This is a genomic window from Pseudomonas sp. PS01298 (genome assembly GCF_029959745.1).
Lineage (GTDB): Bacteria > Pseudomonadota > Gammaproteobacteria > Pseudomonadales > Pseudomonadaceae > Aquipseudomonas > Aquipseudomonas aylmerensis.
This window is the reverse complement of sequence record NZ_JASCPP010000135.1, coordinates 1-14,256: the sequence shown is the minus strand read 5'-3', so window position 1 is coordinate 14,256 and position 14,256 is coordinate 1. Positions and strand designations below refer to the sequence as shown.

15 protein-coding genes are annotated in these 14,256 nt (G+C 60.5%); 12 read left to right on the top strand and 3 right to left on the bottom strand.

The features are described from left to right. Nucleotides 1–126: 126 nt before the first annotated feature. The 10 genes from iolD (at nucleotide 127) to QMX97_RS28640 (ending at nucleotide 11,019) form a co-directional block, all read left to right on the top strand. A complete protein-coding gene (gene iolD / locus QMX97_RS28685; protein ID WP_282398017.1) occupies nucleotides 127–2,058 on the top strand; it encodes a 3D-(3,5/4)-trihydroxycyclohexane-1,2-dione acylhydrolase (decyclizing) in 1,932 nt (643 codons plus the stop codon). Between the two features lie 19 nt (nucleotides 2,059–2,077). Next, complete coding sequence (locus tag QMX97_RS28680) at nucleotides 2,078–3,088, top strand: Gfo/Idh/MocA family oxidoreductase (RefSeq protein ID WP_065906293.1); 1,011 nt, start codon at nucleotides 2,078–2,080, stop codon at nucleotides 3,086–3,088. Between the two features lie 75 nt (nucleotides 3,089–3,163). Continuing rightward, nucleotides 3,164–4,192 carry a Gfo/Idh/MocA family oxidoreductase gene (locus tag QMX97_RS28675; RefSeq protein WP_282398016.1) on the top strand — a complete coding sequence of 343 codons (1,029 nt, stop codon included), beginning with the start codon at nucleotides 3,164–3,166 and terminating at the stop codon, nucleotides 4,190–4,192. 128 nt (nucleotides 4,193–4,320) lie between these two features. Continuing rightward, on the top strand, nucleotides 4,321–4,500 hold the full coding sequence (locus QMX97_RS28670; RefSeq protein ID WP_282398015.1) for a hypothetical protein: 180 nt from the start codon (nucleotides 4,321–4,323) through the stop codon (nucleotides 4,498–4,500). Between the two features lie 48 nt (nucleotides 4,501–4,548). Further along, nucleotides 4,549–5,478: a sugar ABC transporter substrate-binding protein gene (locus QMX97_RS28665; RefSeq protein WP_065906304.1), complete on the top strand. Its 930-nt coding sequence runs from the start codon at nucleotides 4,549–4,551 to the stop codon at nucleotides 5,476–5,478. 65 nt (nucleotides 5,479–5,543) lie between these two features. Further along, complete coding sequence (locus QMX97_RS28660; RefSeq protein WP_282398014.1) at nucleotides 5,544–7,097, top strand: sugar ABC transporter ATP-binding protein; 1,554 nt, start codon at nucleotides 5,544–5,546, stop codon at nucleotides 7,095–7,097. A 59-nt stretch (nucleotides 7,098–7,156) separates the two neighbouring features. After that, nucleotides 7,157–8,179 (top strand): ABC transporter permease, encoded by a 1,023-nt coding sequence (locus tag QMX97_RS28655; RefSeq protein WP_065906306.1) that lies wholly within the window; start codon nucleotides 7,157–7,159, stop codon nucleotides 8,177–8,179. Nucleotides 8,180–8,517: 338 nt separating this feature from the next. Then, the gene (locus QMX97_RS28650) at nucleotides 8,518–8,922 is read left to right on the top strand and encodes a TraR/DksA C4-type zinc finger protein (protein WP_010564800.1); all 405 of its coding nucleotides are present in this window, start codon (nucleotides 8,518–8,520) and stop codon (nucleotides 8,920–8,922) included. A gap of 182 nt (nucleotides 8,923–9,104) precedes the next feature. Beyond that, nucleotides 9,105–10,700, top strand: coding sequence for a methyl-accepting chemotaxis protein (locus QMX97_RS28645; protein ID WP_106804218.1), 1,596 nt, complete (start codon nucleotides 9,105–9,107; stop codon nucleotides 10,698–10,700). A 115-nt stretch (nucleotides 10,701–10,815) separates the two neighbouring features. Further along, nucleotides 10,816–11,019: a hypothetical protein gene (locus QMX97_RS28640; RefSeq protein WP_065906309.1), complete on the top strand. Its 204-nt coding sequence runs from the start codon at nucleotides 10,816–10,818 to the stop codon at nucleotides 11,017–11,019. A gap of 6 nt (nucleotides 11,020–11,025) precedes the next feature. On the opposite strand, the gene QMX97_RS28635 is transcribed toward QMX97_RS28640, so the two are convergent. The 3 genes from QMX97_RS28635 to QMX97_RS28625 all read right to left on the bottom strand — a co-directional run bounded on the left by QMX97_RS28635 (nucleotide 11,026) and on the right by QMX97_RS28625 (nucleotide 11,947). Then, nucleotides 11,026–11,262, bottom strand: a complete 237-nt coding sequence (locus QMX97_RS28635; protein ID WP_065906311.1) for a DUF2789 domain-containing protein — start codon at nucleotides 11,260–11,262, stop codon at nucleotides 11,026–11,028. Between the two features lie 69 nt (nucleotides 11,263–11,331). After that, complete coding sequence (locus QMX97_RS28630; protein ID WP_034104424.1) at nucleotides 11,332–11,562, bottom strand: hypothetical protein; 231 nt, start codon at nucleotides 11,560–11,562, stop codon at nucleotides 11,332–11,334. A gap of 112 nt (nucleotides 11,563–11,674) precedes the next feature. Then, nucleotides 11,675–11,947: a hypothetical protein gene (locus tag QMX97_RS28625; protein WP_083221447.1), complete on the bottom strand. Its 273-nt coding sequence runs from the start codon at nucleotides 11,945–11,947 to the stop codon at nucleotides 11,675–11,677. 418 nt (nucleotides 11,948–12,365) lie between these two features. On the opposite strand from QMX97_RS28625, the gene QMX97_RS28620 reads away from it, so the two are divergent. After that, nucleotides 12,366–12,815, top strand: a complete 450-nt coding sequence (locus QMX97_RS28620; protein WP_065906313.1) for a hypothetical protein — start codon at nucleotides 12,366–12,368, stop codon at nucleotides 12,813–12,815. A gap of 133 nt (nucleotides 12,816–12,948) precedes the next feature. Then, on the top strand, nucleotides 12,949–13,965 hold the full coding sequence (locus tag QMX97_RS28615; protein WP_065906315.1) for an ABC transporter substrate-binding protein: 1,017 nt from the start codon (nucleotides 12,949–12,951) through the stop codon (nucleotides 13,963–13,965). Nucleotides 13,966–14,256: the final 291 nt, after the last annotated feature.

Here is a 14,256-nt window from a genome sequence, read left to right as displayed (position 1 = left end):
GGCTTGCTCGCGAACGCGGTGTATCAGTCAAGGATTGTGTATCTGGCACACCGCATTCACGAGCAAGCCCGCTCCCACATTGGATCACTGTTGATCGACAGATTTGCATTCACACAAGGTGCGAACATGAGTACAACACGATTGACCATGGCCCAGGCCCTGGTGAAGTTTCTGGATAATCAATACATCGAAGTCGATGGCGTACAGAGCAAGTTCGTGGCCGGCGTGTTCACGATTTTCGGCCACGGCAATGTGCTGGGCCTCGGCCAGGCGCTGGAGCAGGACAGCGGTGACCTGGTGGTGCACCAGGGCCGCAACGAGCAAGGTATGGCCCACGCCGCCATCGGGTTCGCCAAGCAGCACCTGCGTCGCAAGATCTACGCGTGCACCGCGTCCGTCGGGCCGGGCGCGGCAAACATGCTGACCGCCGCCGCGACCGCCACGGCCAACCGCATCCCGCTGCTGCTGTTGCCCGGCGATGTCTACGCCAGCCGCCAGCCCGACCCGGTGCTGCAACAGATCGAGCAATTCCACGACCTGAGCATCAGCACCAACGATGCCTTCCGTTCGGTGAGCAAATACTGGGACCGCATCAACCGCCCAGAGCAGCTGATGACCGCGGCGATCCATGCCATGCGCGTGCTCACCGACCCGGCGGAAACCGGCGCGGTCACCCTGGCCTTGCCGCAGGATGTGCAGGCTGAAGCCTGGGATTATCCGGATTATTTCCTGCACAAACGCGTGCACCGTATCGACCGCCGTTCGGCGACCACGGCGATGATCGGCGATGCGCTGGCGGCTTTCCGGGGCAAACGCAAACCGCTGATCATCTGCGGGGGCGGGGTCAAGTATTCCGGCGCGAATGCCGCGCTGCAGGCGTTTGCCGAACGCTTTGACATTCCCTTCGCCGAAACCCAGGCCGGCAAGAGCGCGGTGGTCTCCAGCCATCCGCTGAACGTCGGCGGCATCGGTGAAACCGGCTGCCTGGCCGCCAACCTGCTGGCGCCCGAGGCGGACCTGATCATCGGCATCGGCACCCGTTACACCGACTTCACCACTTCGTCGAAGTCGCTGTTCAAGCATGCCGACGTGAAGTTTCTCAACCTCAATATCAGCCCTTGCGACGCGGTGAAACTCGACGGCGTGCAAGTGCTGGCCGACGCCAAGGTCGGCCTCGAAGCCCTGGCCCAGGCCCTCGGTGATTACCGTTCCGGCTGGGGCGAGCAGGTGCGCGACGCCAAGGCCCAGCTGGACGCCGAAGTCGATCGTGTGCACCAGGTCGAATACCAGGGCGACGACTTCGTGCCCGAAGTGGATGACCACCTGGACCGCGCCGTGCTGCGCGAGTTTATCGAGCTGACCGGCTCATGCCTGACCCAGAGCCGCGTGCTCGGCGTGCTCAACCAGCACCTGGCCGACGATGCGATCATCGTCGCCGCCGCCGGCAGCCTGCCCGGTGACCTGCAGCGCGCCTGGCGCAGCAAGGGTGTGAACACCTATCACGTCGAATACGGCTACTCGTGCATGGGCTACGAGATCAACGCAGCCCTGGGGGTGAAACTGGCCGAGCCGAGCAAAGAGGTGTATGCGCTGGTCGGCGATGGCTCCTACATGATGCTGCACTCGGAGTTGGCCACCTCGATTCAGGAACGGCGCAAGATCAATGTGGTGCTGCTCGACAACATGGCGTTCGGGTGCATCAACAACCTGCAGATCGGCAATGGCATGGACAGCTTCGGCACCGAATTCCGCTACCGCAACCCCGAGAGCGGCAAGCTCGATGGCGGCCTGGTGCCGGTGGATTTCGCCATGAGCGCGGCGGCCTATGGCTGCAAGACCTACAAGGTCAGCAGCGTCGAACAACTGGAAGCGGCCCTGGCCGATGCCCGCACGCAGAGCGTGTCGACACTGATCGATATCAAGGTCCTGCCCAAGACCATGGTCCACGGCTACCTGTCGTGGTGGCGCGTCGGCGTGGCGCAGGTGTCGACCAGCGAACGCACGAACGCGGCGGCGAAAAAACTCAATGAACACCTGGCGAAGGCCCGGCAGTACTAATAACAAGAGGAGTGTTTGCATGTCTTTGAAGCTTGGAGTGATCGGTACCGGCGCCATTGGCCGCGACCATATTCGCCGTTGCAGCCAGACCCTGCTCAATAGCCAGGTGGTGGCGGTGACCGACATCAACCTGGAGCAGGCCGCCAAGGTGGTCGCGGACCTGAAGCTTACCGCCGAGGTGTATCCGGACGGCCTTGCGTTGATCAACTCGCCGCAGGTCGAGGCGGTGCTGGTGACCTCCTGGGGCCCGAGCCACGAAGCGTTTGTGCTCGCCGCCATCGCCGCCGGCAAGCCGGTGTTCTGCGAAAAACCGCTGGCGGTGACTGCCGAAGGCTGCCGCAAGATCGTCGATGCCGAAGTCGCCTACGGCAAACGCCTGGTGCAAGTCGGCTTCATGCGCCCGTATGACGAAGGCTACCGCGCCCTTAAAGCCGTGATCGACAGCGGCCAGATCGGTGAGCCGTTGATGCTGCATTGCGCGCACCGCAACCCGACGGTGGGCGAGAACTACAAGACCGACATGGCGATTACCGACACCTTGATCCATGAGCTGGATGTGTTGCGCTGGTTGCTCAACGACGACTACGTGTCGGTCCAAGTGGTGTTCCCACGCAAGACCAGCAAGGCCCTGGCCCACCTGCGCGACCCGCAGATCGTGTTGCTGGAGACGGTCAAGGGCACGCGCATCGACGTCGAAGTGTTCGTCAACTGCCAGTACGGCTACGACATCCAGTGCGAAGTGGTGGGGGAGACCGGTATCGCCAAATTGCCGGAGCCGTCCCAGGTACAGCTGCGCAGCGGTGCCAAGCTGTCGAATGCGATTCTGATGGATTGGAAGGACCGGTTTATCGGCGCGTATGACGTCGAGTTGCAGGCCTTTATCGACAGCGTGCGGGCGGGACACGTCGGCGGCCCGTCGGCGTGGGATGGTTTTGCCGCCGCCGTGGCGGCTGATGCGTGTATCGAGGCCCAGGGCAGTGAGCAGATCGTCAAGGTCAGCCTGCCGGATCGCCCTGCGTTCTACGGCTAACACTCGGTCAATGTGGGAGGGGGCAAGCCCCCTCCCACAGTTGATTGGGTTTGCACTTCAATCAAGGAGTTGATCATGCGAATCGGACTAGTCGGCTACGGCCATGGAGGGCGCTTCTTTCATGCGCCGCTGATTGCCACGCTGCCAGGCGCCACCTTTGTCGGCGTGGTGACGCGCTCACCCGAGCGCCGCCAGCAATTGAGCACTGACCTTCCAGGTGTGAAGGCCTTCGACAGCATCGGCCAGATCGTCGAAGCCGGTGTCGACGCGCTGGTGATTTCCACCACCCTCAAAGGCCGCCCAGCGCTGGTGCTCGAAGCCATCGAACACGGTGTCGCGGTGGTCAGCGACAAACCCTTTGCCAGCAATGCCGAGCAGGCCCAGGCGCTGATCACCGCCGCCGAGCGCCAGGACGTGCTGCTCAGCGTCTATCAGAACCGGCGTTGGGACTCGGACTACCTGACCCTGCGCAAGCTGATCGACGCCGGCGCCCTGGGCGCGATCACCCGCTTCGAATCCCGCGTCGAACGCTACAGCCCGCAGGCAGTCGGCAACGCCAGCGGGGGCGGCTGGCTACGTGACCTCGGCAGCCATCTGGTGGACCAGGCATTGCAGTTGTTCGGCCCGGTGGATCGGGTCTTCGCGCAATTGCAGTTCAGCCCGGAATATCCCAGTCTCGACCACGGTTTCTTCGTGTCCCTGACCCATGCCAATGGCGTGGTTTCCCACCTGTGGGGCAACGCCCTGCAAAACAGCCAGGCCCCGCGCTTTCGCGTCAGCGGGACGTTGGGCTGCTACACCGTCGAAGGCCTGGACGGCCAGGAAGAAGCGCTGATGGCGGGCAAATCGCCGAAGACCGAAGGCGAGCACTGGGGCGCCGAGGAGCATCGGCGCTGGGGCTGGTTCGAGCAGGGTGAGGAGCGCGAGCGCGTGCCCTCGGAGAAGGGCTGCTGGACGCAGTTTTATCGCCAGTTGCAAGCCGCCGTGCAAGGGCAGGGGCCATTGCCGGTGGATGCCTATGACGCGCTGGAAACCACCCGTATATTGGACGCTGCACGCCTGAGCGCCGAGCGCCAGCAGGTGGTTTCAACAAAAATAGAATAAAATTCTAAAACAGGTTGATATGGAAATTATTTTCCAATAAAGTCTTTTCCAGGTTGCATAAAGTACGTCTCGAACCCGCTTCGGACGACTCGACAAAAACAAGATCAAAAACAACCAGGTACCGTCAGATGAAAATCTTCAACGCTGTACTGCGAGTTTTACGCCCTGCCCACACGTCACGCGGCCTGCCCCGCGCCCGGCCGTTTTACTTCTCCTTCCTCAATGTGCTGTGCGTCGAGAACAAAGGCGCGCTGGTCTGCTGCATTCCGGGTGCACCGATCGTTCGATTGCCGTCATCCTCGCTCTGATAAACGCAACGTCCAAAAAACCAACAAGAAAGTGGAGACAGACCGTTCATGAAGACCCCGATCCGTTATACCGCGCTGGCCTTGTCCATGCTGCTTGCCAGTGGTTTCGCCAGCGCTGCCGATATCAAGGTGGGCGTGAGCATGTCGGCGTTCGATGACACCTTCCTGACGTACCTGCGCGAGGACATGGACAAGCAAGCCAAGTCCTACCCCAAGGGTGACGGCGTGCAGCTGCAATTCGAAGACGCCCGTGCCGACGTGGTCAAGCAACTGAGCCAGGTCGAGAACTTTATCAGCCAGAAAGTCGACGCGATCATCGTCAACCCGGTCGACACCGCCTCGACCGGCAACATCATCAAGGCCGCCACGGCGGCGAAAATCCCGCTGGTGTTCGTCAATCGCCGCCCTGACAGCCCAACGTTGGCCCCAGGTGTCGCGGCAGTGACCTCCGACGACGTCGAGGCCGGCAAGCTGCAGATGCAGTACATCGCGGAAAAACTCGGCGGCAAGGGCAACATTGTGATCCTGCTGGGTGACCTGGCGAACAACTCCACCACCAACCGTACCAAGGGCGTGAAGGAGGTCCTGACCAAGTACCCGGGCATCAAGGTCGAACAGGAGCAGACCGGGATCTGGCTGCGTGACAAGGGCATGACCCTGGTCAACGACTGGCTGACCCAGGGCCGCGACTTCCAGGCGGTGCTGTCGAACAACGATGAGATGGCGATCGGCGCAGCCATGGCCTTGAAGTCGGCGGGTAAGAAGGGCGTGTTGATCGCCGGTGTCGACGGCACGCCGGACGGTTTGAATGCGATCACCAAGGGTGACATGACCGTGTCGGCCTTCCAGGATGCCAAGGGCCAGGCGGATAAGTCGGTGGAGACGGCGCGCAAGATGGCCAGGAACGAGCCGATCGAGCAGAACGTGGTGATCCCGTTCCAGCTGATCACCCCGGACAACGTCAAAGACTTCAAGTAGCCCTGACATAACAACAATAAGCCGGCAGGGCGGCGTTGGCCGCCCTGCAGATGGAGTACCTCCCTATGCTTGCTCAAGCCACTGTCGTGCAGCCGCCCGGTCTCCAGCCCCTGCTGCCGGAAGAACCCTACCTGCTGGAAATCCTCAATATCAGCAAAGGCTTTCCCGGCGTCGTGGCCCTGGCCGATGTGCAATTGCGCGTCCGCCCAGGTTCGGTGCTGGCGCTGATGGGCGAGAACGGTGCGGGCAAGTCGACGTTGATGAAGATCATCGCCGGCATCTACCAGCCCGACGCCGGGGAAATCCGCCTGCGTGGCAAGCCGATCGTGTTTGAAACACCGCTGGCGGCGCAGAAGGCGGGGATCGCGATGATCCACCAGGAACTCAACCTGATGCCGCACATGAGCATCGCCGAAAACATCTGGATCGGCCGCGAGCAGCTCAACAGCCTGCACTTGGTCAACCACCGCGAAATGCACCGCTGCACCGCCGAGTTGCTGGCGCGTCTGCGCATCAACCTGGACCCTGAGGAACAGGTGGGCAACCTGAGCATCGCCGAACGGCAGATGGTCGAGATTGCCAAGGCCGTGTCCTATGACTCCGACATCCTGATCATGGATGAACCGACTTCAGCCATTACCGAGAAGGAAGTGGCCCACCTGTTTTCGATCATTGCCGACCTCAAGTCGCAGGGCAAAGGCATCGTCTACATCACGCATAAAATGAATGAAGTGTTCGCCATCGCCGATGAAGTCGCGGTGTTCCGCGACGGCCAGTACATCGGCCTGCAACGCGCCGACAGCATGAACAGCGACAGCCTGATCTCGATGATGGTGGGGCGCGAGCTGAGCCAACTGTTCCCGGTGCGCGAGACGCCCATCGGCGAGCTGCTGCTGTCGGTGCGCGACCTGCGCCTGGATGGCGTGTTCAAGGACGTGTCCTTCGACTTGCATGCCGGCGAGATTCTCGGCATCGCCGGGCTGATGGGCTCGGGCCGCACCAATGTGGCGGAAACCATTTTCGGCATCACCCCAAGCGACGGCGGGCAGATTGAACTCGACGGCAAGCCGGTGCGCATCAGCGACCCGCATATGGCCATCGAAAAAGGCTTCGCGCTGTTGACCGAGGACCGCAAGCTCAGTGGCCTGTTCCCGTGCCTGTCGGTGCTGGAGAACATGGAAATGGCCGTGCTGCCACATTATTCGGGCAACGGTTTTATCCAACAGAAAGCCCTGCGTGCGCTGTGCGAAGACATGTGCAAGAAGCTGCGGGTGAAGACGCCGTCCCTGGAGCAGTGCATCGACACGCTGTCGGGCGGCAACCAGCAGAAAGCCTTGCTGGCGCGCTGGCTGATGACCAAACCACGGCTGTTGATCCTCGACGAGCCGACCCGCGGCATCGACGTCGGTGCCAAGGCCGAGATTTATCGCTTGATCTCTTTCCTCGCCAGCGAAGGCATGGCGGTGATCATGATTTCCTCCGAGCTGCCTGAAGTGCTGGGCATGAGCGACCGGGTGATGGTGATGCACGAAGGTGAACTGATGGGCACCCTGGACCGCGCCGAGGCGACCCAGGAAAAAGTCATGCAGCTGGCCTCCGGTATGACGGCGGTCCACTGAAGCATAGCCAGCGCGGGCCTGCGGTTGGCCCGTGCCACAGAATAAGAAGGTGATGGGTGATGAACGCGATAACAGATAACAAGCCTGCGACGGTCCCGACCAAGCATCGTCGGCGGCTGCCGACCGAACTGAGCATCTTCCTGGTGCTGATTGGTATCGGCCTGGTGTTTGAACTGTTCGGCTGGATCGTGCGTGACCAAAGCTTCCTGATGAACTCCCAGCGCCTGGTGCTGATGATCCTGCAGGTATCGATCATCGGTCTGCTCGCGATTGGCGTGACCCAGGTGATCATCACCACGGGGATCGACTTGTCCTCGGGCTCGGTGCTGGCGCTGTCGGCGATGATTGCCGCCAGTTTGGCGCAGACTTCCGACTTTTCCCGCGCGGTGTTCCCTTCGCTGACCGATTTGCCGGTGTGGATTCCGGTGGCAATGGGCCTGGGCGTGGGGCTGCTGGCGGGTGCGATCAACGGCAGTATCATTGCCGTCACCGGTATCCCGCCCTTTATTGCCACCCTCGGCATGATGGTCTCGGCCCGTGGTCTGGCGCGTTACTACACCGAAGGCCAGCCGGTGAGCATGCTCTCGGATTCGTACACGGCCATTGGTCACGGGGCGATGCCGGTGATTATCTTCCTGGTGGTGGCGGTGATTTTCCATATCGCCCTGCGCTACACCAAGTACGGCAAGTACACCTACGCCATCGGCGGCAACATGCAGGCGGCGCGCACCTCGGGGATCAACGTCAAGCGCCACCTGATCATCGTCTACAGCATTGCCGGGTTGCTCGCAGGCCTGGCTGGCGTGGTCGCCTCGGCGCGCGCCGCCACCGGCCAGGCCGGCATGGGCATGTCCTATGAGCTGGATGCGATCGCCGCCGCGGTGATCGGCGGCACCAGCCTGGCGGGCGGGGTAGGGCGCATCACCGGCACCGTGATCGGCGCGCTGATCCTCGGGGTGATGGCCAGCGGGTTTACCTTTGTCGGGGTGGACGCGTACATCCAGGACATCATCAAGGGCCTGATCATCGTGGTCGCGGTGGTGATCGACCAGTACCGCAACAAGCGCAAACTCAAACGCTGAACGGCGCTTACCAGCGATAAGTCGCACGCTGCCAATTGAATGAGCCTTACAGCTTGTCGCTTGCAGCTTGCGGCTTATAGCTGCTTTATGAAATTTCCTGCTATAAACGCACTCCGATAACCATTCGCCAAGCCCGTCCTGGTGCCTTTTGGGGTTATATCGGAAAAAATGCCTGTCATTTCAGTTGCTGAGCCCTCAAGTCGGCCTTAGACTGCCGCCCCTCGTAAATTGAGTGCCGGGTGGCGCTTGAAATGGACGGCGCCTTTCCGAGACCTGCACAGGCCTTCCGGAACGCTCCCTTATTCGCCTTAATGCACGTATTTTTTATAGAGAAATCAATGACAAAGGAAAAGTTGCTGGCCATGCCGGCGGATGACTACATGAATGCCGAACAGCACGCTTTTTTCGAGCAGCTGCTGCAAGACATGAAAGTGGAACACCACGAGCGCATTGAACAGAACCGTATCGCCATTGAAAGCCTGGACACCCCGGCCGACCCGGCTGACGCCGCTTCTGTAGAAGAAGAGCGTACCTGGCTGGTAAACGCCATTGACCGCGACCAGCGCATGCTGCCGCAGCTTGAGCGTGCCCTGGAACGCATCAAGGAAGATTCCTTCGGCTGGTGTGATGACAGCGGCGAGCCTATCGGCCTCAAGCGCCTGCTGATCAGCCCGACCACCAAGTACTGCATCGAAGCGCAAGAGCGCCACGAGCAGATCGACAAGCACCAGCGCCAAGCCTGATGCGTTGAAGCGGGGGATCGCCTGCGCGGTTCCCCGGAGAAAGACCCGTTACGCCCCGTCTATTGATCTGCTGCAAGCCACCCCACTAAAGGCCCATGGATAATGGCCCGATAGTGGCGTTTAATGCAGCGACAATAACGACAAGCAGTGGGGTAACGAAGATGGCTGGAGACGGATCTCTGATGGGCGCAGCAGTGCCACCCCACACGGTGGTGCGCGGGTTGCCCGGCTGGCTGACGCCACTTTTGCAGAGCGCCGCCCTGGTGCTGGTACTGCTGGGCCTGACGTTCGCCAGCCTGCCGATCTACCTCTGCCTGGCATTGGCGCTGCTGGTGATCTGGCTGCCGAGCCTGAAAAAACGTACACCCCAGGTGGCAACGGCCGACGCCATCGATGCAATGGGCGAGCTGACGCGCGACCTGTCCTACACCACCAGCCATAACGCACTCTCCGCAGCCGGCGTGGCTTATTCGGTCAAGCAACTGGCGGCGCGCCTGCAGTCGCAACTGGGCGCGGCCAAGCAGATTGTCAGCAGTGCCGAAGTGATGATCGGCACCGAAAAGCTCACTTCGCAACTCAGCCGCGAAGCCCTCGGGGCGGCCAGCCAGGCCCATCAACGCAGCACTGAAGGCCGGGAAGTATTGGCCGAGTCGATCACCCGCATGCACCAGCTCAGCCAGCGCGCGAATGCCAGCCGCGAGCTGATCGAAGCCTTGAGCCAGCGCAGCGAGGAAATCCAGCGGGTGACCCTGGTGATTCAGTCCATCGCCAGCCAGACCAACCTGCTGGCGCTCAACGCGGCCATCGAAGCCGCACGGGCCGGTGAACACGGGCGCGGGTTCGCGGTGGTGGCCGATGAAGTGCGCGGGCTCGCCGGTCGCACGGCGACGGCGACTGATGAGGTCGGGGTGATGGTGGCCGATATCCAGCAACGCACGGCCCAGGTGGTAGAACAGATTCGCCAGCTGTCGGCGGATTTGCACACCGGCGTCGAGCAGGTGGAGCATGCTGGCGAGCACTTGCACACCATTGCCAGCCTGGCCGCCAGTGTCGAAGGCCAGGTCAATGAAATCGCCCAGGGCACCGACACCAACCGCACCCAGCTCGACAGCCTGTTCCATGCCGTGGAACAGATGCGCAGCGACCTGGCCGTGAGCGACCAGCAAACCCGTCAACTGGCCGAGGCCGCCGTGCAGATGGAAGGCCAGGCCGAAACCATCAGCGAACGGTTGGCGGAAGTCGGGCTGGATGACTATCACCAGCGCATCTACGACCTGGCGCGCGAAGGCGCCAGCCGGATTGCCGCGCAATTCGAGGCTGATGTGCAGCAGAACCGTATTAGCCTGGATGACCTGTTCGACCGCAGCTACACGCTGATTCCCAACACCCAGCCAAGCAAGTACCACAGCCGTTTCGATGGCTACACCGACCAAGTGTTGCCGGCAATCCAGGAGGCGTTGCTGCCACGTCATGAAGGCCTGGTATTCGCCATTGCGTGCACGCCGCAAGGCTATGTGCCGACGCACAACAAGGCGTTTTCCCAGGCGCTGACCGGCGATGTCCAAGTGGATGCGGTGCAGAATCGCACCAAGCGGAAATTCGAGGACCGCACCGGGATTCGCTGCGGCAGCCATCAGCAGGCAGTCTTGCTGCAGACTTACACCCGCGATACCGGTGAGCTGATGCATGACCTGTCGGTGCCGATCATGGTCAAGGGCCGGCATTGGGGCGGCCTGCGCCTGGGCTATAAACCCGAGGGCGTGAAGGGCGGGCGTTGAGGATTATTGCGGTTTATGCAAGGGAGCTATTCCGGGGATAGCTTTTTCCTACTGGAAGAAAACCGTAGCATGGCCAACATTGTTAGCCAGCTAACTAATGTTGCGGAGAAACTCCATGCAAACCAAAGTCGATGTCGCCGTGATGATTGGCAGTGGCGTACCGCCGACCCTGCGGGCACTGGGTCAGAAAGCCTGCTGGGTGGTATTGCTCAACGGTGAGCAGCGCGGCACGGCGTTCGCCAGCCGTGATGAAGCCGAGGAATGCAGGGCGGCCTGGCAGGCGCTGTTGCGCCTGGAGCAGTCCGACAGCCTGCATTGATCTGCCTTAGTGAGGTTGATGCAGGCGTTGATTCAGCTCATCCACCGCGATCGCCCATTCGGCGTCATCGCGCAGCTCTTCCTTGAGGAATGCCGCTTGCTGGGGCGTCCAGAAGGGAGCATCGATCAGTTTCACGTCCTCGGGCAACGGGTTGCTGGCAATGAACGTATCGATGGCTTCTGGGGATGAGTCCAGGCCCAGTTGATCAAACAGGGTTTCAAGTGTTGGGATTGGCGCGTCCATATCGTTCTCCATGCAGGGTGGTCGTTATGCATGGGAGGTTCGTGGCGCGGCGGAGTTCGAATTTGTTGCTCAGGAGTTGAGCGCACCGGCATCGACTGCGCTCTTGAGCGCCTTGGCGGCGTCCTTGGCAGCAATGGCGGCGGCATCCACGGTTTTGAACCAGCGGTCTTTTTCCACCTGGTGGGTGGTGACAGTGGTCAGCGGTGGCTTGGCCCGCATCACGATCACCGCTTGAAACTCACCGTCTACCTCTCGTGCATCGCCATGGATGAAAAATTCGCCGATATCAAATTCCGTCACGTATAGCCTTCCCTTGGAGATAACTGCACTGGTGAAACCTGGCCCGGAGGGACAAAGTTCAGTGGACGGGCCAGTATGGCAGTTGTTGCGGGTCGGCGGCGCAGTAAAGTCATCAAGGTGACGAAACGATGCCTCCGTGCGGCTGATGCAGGACGGCCTCGAGCTCTTTGGCCAGTTCGCACGCCTTGATATGGTTACTGCGAAAGCCTCTGATTCGACCGCTTAGCACTTCTCGGATATGAAAGAAGTTGCGGCCGGCCGGTACCACTTGGTAAAGAACTGAATCCGAGTACCCGTCGTAGCCGCGCAAGCGGTAGTATTGCGCCTCGTCCTGGCATGATGAACGAGTGTTCGAGGACAGAGTGTCGTAGGTTGGTCGTTGCATGGACTGTTCCTTTCGATCAATTCGGTTGACCCATCTGCAGCGTTTTGAGTAGTTTTGATCGGTGCAGCTGTTTTAGTATTGTCGTCGGCAGCTGGCGCGCGGTTCCATGCCAGGTATGTATTTTTGTGTTGGGTGTCGGAAAACTGCATTTTTAACTGGGTTATCTTCTGAAGTTGGTCGGTCCGTATTCTCGGGCCGTGGAACCTGTGATCTCCTGTGGTGCCTGATGACCTTGCACAAGGTCCATCGCGTACGTCTGTACTAGTCTTATGGCGCGACAGCGGGATCTTCTTCAGTTTTTTCAATGTGAATGTGTTGTATGCACGCGCCGTGATGGCCGTTTTTTTGTGCTGCCCGCTCTGGCGGACAGCGCTCTTTTCGATGTGGGGGCGTTTCCTTGGCAGTCAGTAATCTGGATATGCACGCGTTATTTGTGCTGGGTGATTTGCGCGCAAAGTTGGTCAAGCAGTTTCAATCCCGTTTTGTCTACATCACTGAACAGACGCCGGAAGGCATCTACATCGCCGAAATCGATACCGAAGCGGCGATGGTGGTGGATGACAAACCCCGCCTGGAACTCAAAGTGGGTGATCATTTCCGCGCGGCAGTATTGCCCAGTCGTGAAGGCGGCAAGTTTGAGTTGAAGTTTCGCGACATCAAGTTGACGGTGTATGGCCTGGGCGACTATGCCTTTGTGTCTTCGGCCGACGGCCAGGGCATCGTCTTCAAGGAAGGCCACAGCGTGATGCTGGTGTTTGCCGCGAATGAGCAACTGCAGGAAGGCTTGACCAAAACCCTGAAGGCCGTGACCGGCAAGGCCGCCAAGTGGCGCAAGGGTGAACTGGTGACCTTCAAGGCCAGTGAGTAATCCGCCTATACCACGAACATCCGATGTCTCCCGGAACCTCTACTACAGTTGAGTTGACTTAACTATTCAGAGGCTTCGCGCATAGTCAGCAAAGCCGCCCGCTGGTTGCTGCATTATCGCGAGGTGCGAAGGCATGAAAGGATTGAAAACGTTGTTGGCTGCATCCCTGACGACCCTCGGCCTGTCCGTGGCGGCGTTGCCGGTATCCGCAGCCGAGGCGCCGATACATTTCGCCGACCTGAACTGGGAAAGCGGCAGCCTGATTACCGAAGTACTGCGGGTAATTGTCGAAAAGGGCTACGACTTGCCTACCGACACCTTGCCTGGCACGACCATCACCCTGGAAACCGCGCTGGCCAAGAATGATATCCAGGTCATCGGCGAAGAGTGGGCCGGCCGCAGCCCGGTGTGGGTCAAGGCCGAGGCCGAAGGCAAAGTGGTGGGCCTGGGAGATACGGTCAAAGGAGCCACCGAAGGCTGGTGGGTGCCGGAATACGTGGTCAAGGGCGACCCGGCCAAGGGTATCAAGCCGCTGGCGCCGGGCCTCAAGAGCGTGAAGGACCTGGCGCAATACAAGGACGTGTTCAAGGACCCGGAATCCCCGGGCAAGGGACGCTTTCTCAACAGCCCCATCGGCTGGACCTCGGAAGTGGTCAACAAGCAGAAACTCAAGGCCTACGGCCTGGATGACAGCTACGTGAACTTCCGCAGCGGCTCCGGCGCAGCGCTGGATGCCGAGATTGCCTCGTCTATTCGTCGTGGCAAACCGGTGCTGTTCTACTACTGGTCACCGACGCCGTTGATGGGGCGCTACAAGCTGATCCAGTTGGAAGAGCCACCGTTTGACGCCGAGGCGTGGAAGACGCTGACGGATGCGGACAACCCTGATCCCAAACCGACTCGCTCGCTGGCTTCCAAATTGAGTATCGGCGTGTCCACGCCATTCCAGAAGGAACATCCGCAGATTGCCAGCTTTTTCGAGAAGGTCGAGTTCCCGATTGACCCGCTGAACAAAGCCCTGGCAACCATGAGCGAAAATCACACCGCGCCTCGAGAAGTTGCGCAGGTGTTCCTCAAGGAACACCCGGAAGTGTGGAAGGCATGGCTGCCCGAGGATGTGGCACAGAAGGTCGAGGCTAGTCTCAAGTAGACTTCGGGCCTCAAGTCCTGAGAATGATCGACAATGTGGGAGCGGGGTTGCTTGCGAAGGGGGTGTGTCAGGTGCTGAAGGTAGTGGCTGACCCACCGTCTTCGCAGGCAAGCCAGCTCCCACATTTTGCAATGTATTTCAAGGTTGGAACCGGGTTGTACCTGCAACTCAAATGCCAGTGCAGCACCGCGACTCCCAAGCCCGAACAACGATCAAAACTGTGGGAGCGGGCTTGCTCGCGAAAGCGGTGCGTCAGTCGCTGGAGAGGCTGACTGGTCCACCGCCTTCGCG

Bases quoted from the DNA above. Each gene is read 5' to 3' on its own strand.
- QMX97_RS28645 (WP_106804218.1), top strand. From the start codon at position 9,105: ATGGGCGCAGCAGTGCCACCCCACACGGTGGTGCGCGGGTTGCCCGGC.
- QMX97_RS28640 (WP_065906309.1), top strand. From the start codon at position 10,816: ATGCAAACCAAAGTCGATGTCGCCGTGATGATTGGCAGTGGCGTACCG.
- QMX97_RS28625 (WP_083221447.1), bottom strand. From the start codon at position 11,947: ATGCAACGACCAACCTACGACACTCTGTCCTCGAACACTCGTTCATCA.
- QMX97_RS28635 (WP_065906311.1), bottom strand. From the start codon at position 11,262: ATGGACGCGCCAATCCCAACACTTGAAACCCTGTTTGATCAACTGGGC.
- QMX97_RS28655 (WP_065906306.1), top strand. From the start codon at position 7,157: ATGAACGCGATAACAGATAACAAGCCTGCGACGGTCCCGACCAAGCAT.
- QMX97_RS28680 (WP_065906293.1), top strand. From the start codon at position 2,078: ATGTCTTTGAAGCTTGGAGTGATCGGTACCGGCGCCATTGGCCGCGAC.
- QMX97_RS28615 (WP_065906315.1), top strand. From the start codon at position 12,949: ATGAAAGGATTGAAAACGTTGTTGGCTGCATCCCTGACGACCCTCGGC.
- QMX97_RS28620 (WP_065906313.1), top strand. From the start codon at position 12,366: ATGCACGCGTTATTTGTGCTGGGTGATTTGCGCGCAAAGTTGGTCAAG.
- iolD (WP_282398017.1), top strand. From the start codon at position 127: ATGAGTACAACACGATTGACCATGGCCCAGGCCCTGGTGAAGTTTCTG.
- QMX97_RS28675 (WP_282398016.1), top strand. From the start codon at position 3,164: ATGCGAATCGGACTAGTCGGCTACGGCCATGGAGGGCGCTTCTTTCAT.
- QMX97_RS28660 (WP_282398014.1), top strand. From the start codon at position 5,544: ATGCTTGCTCAAGCCACTGTCGTGCAGCCGCCCGGTCTCCAGCCCCTG.
- QMX97_RS28670 (WP_282398015.1), top strand. From the start codon at position 4,321: ATGAAAATCTTCAACGCTGTACTGCGAGTTTTACGCCCTGCCCACACG.
- QMX97_RS28665 (WP_065906304.1), top strand. From the start codon at position 4,549: ATGAAGACCCCGATCCGTTATACCGCGCTGGCCTTGTCCATGCTGCTT.
- QMX97_RS28650 (WP_010564800.1), top strand. From the start codon at position 8,518: ATGACAAAGGAAAAGTTGCTGGCCATGCCGGCGGATGACTACATGAAT.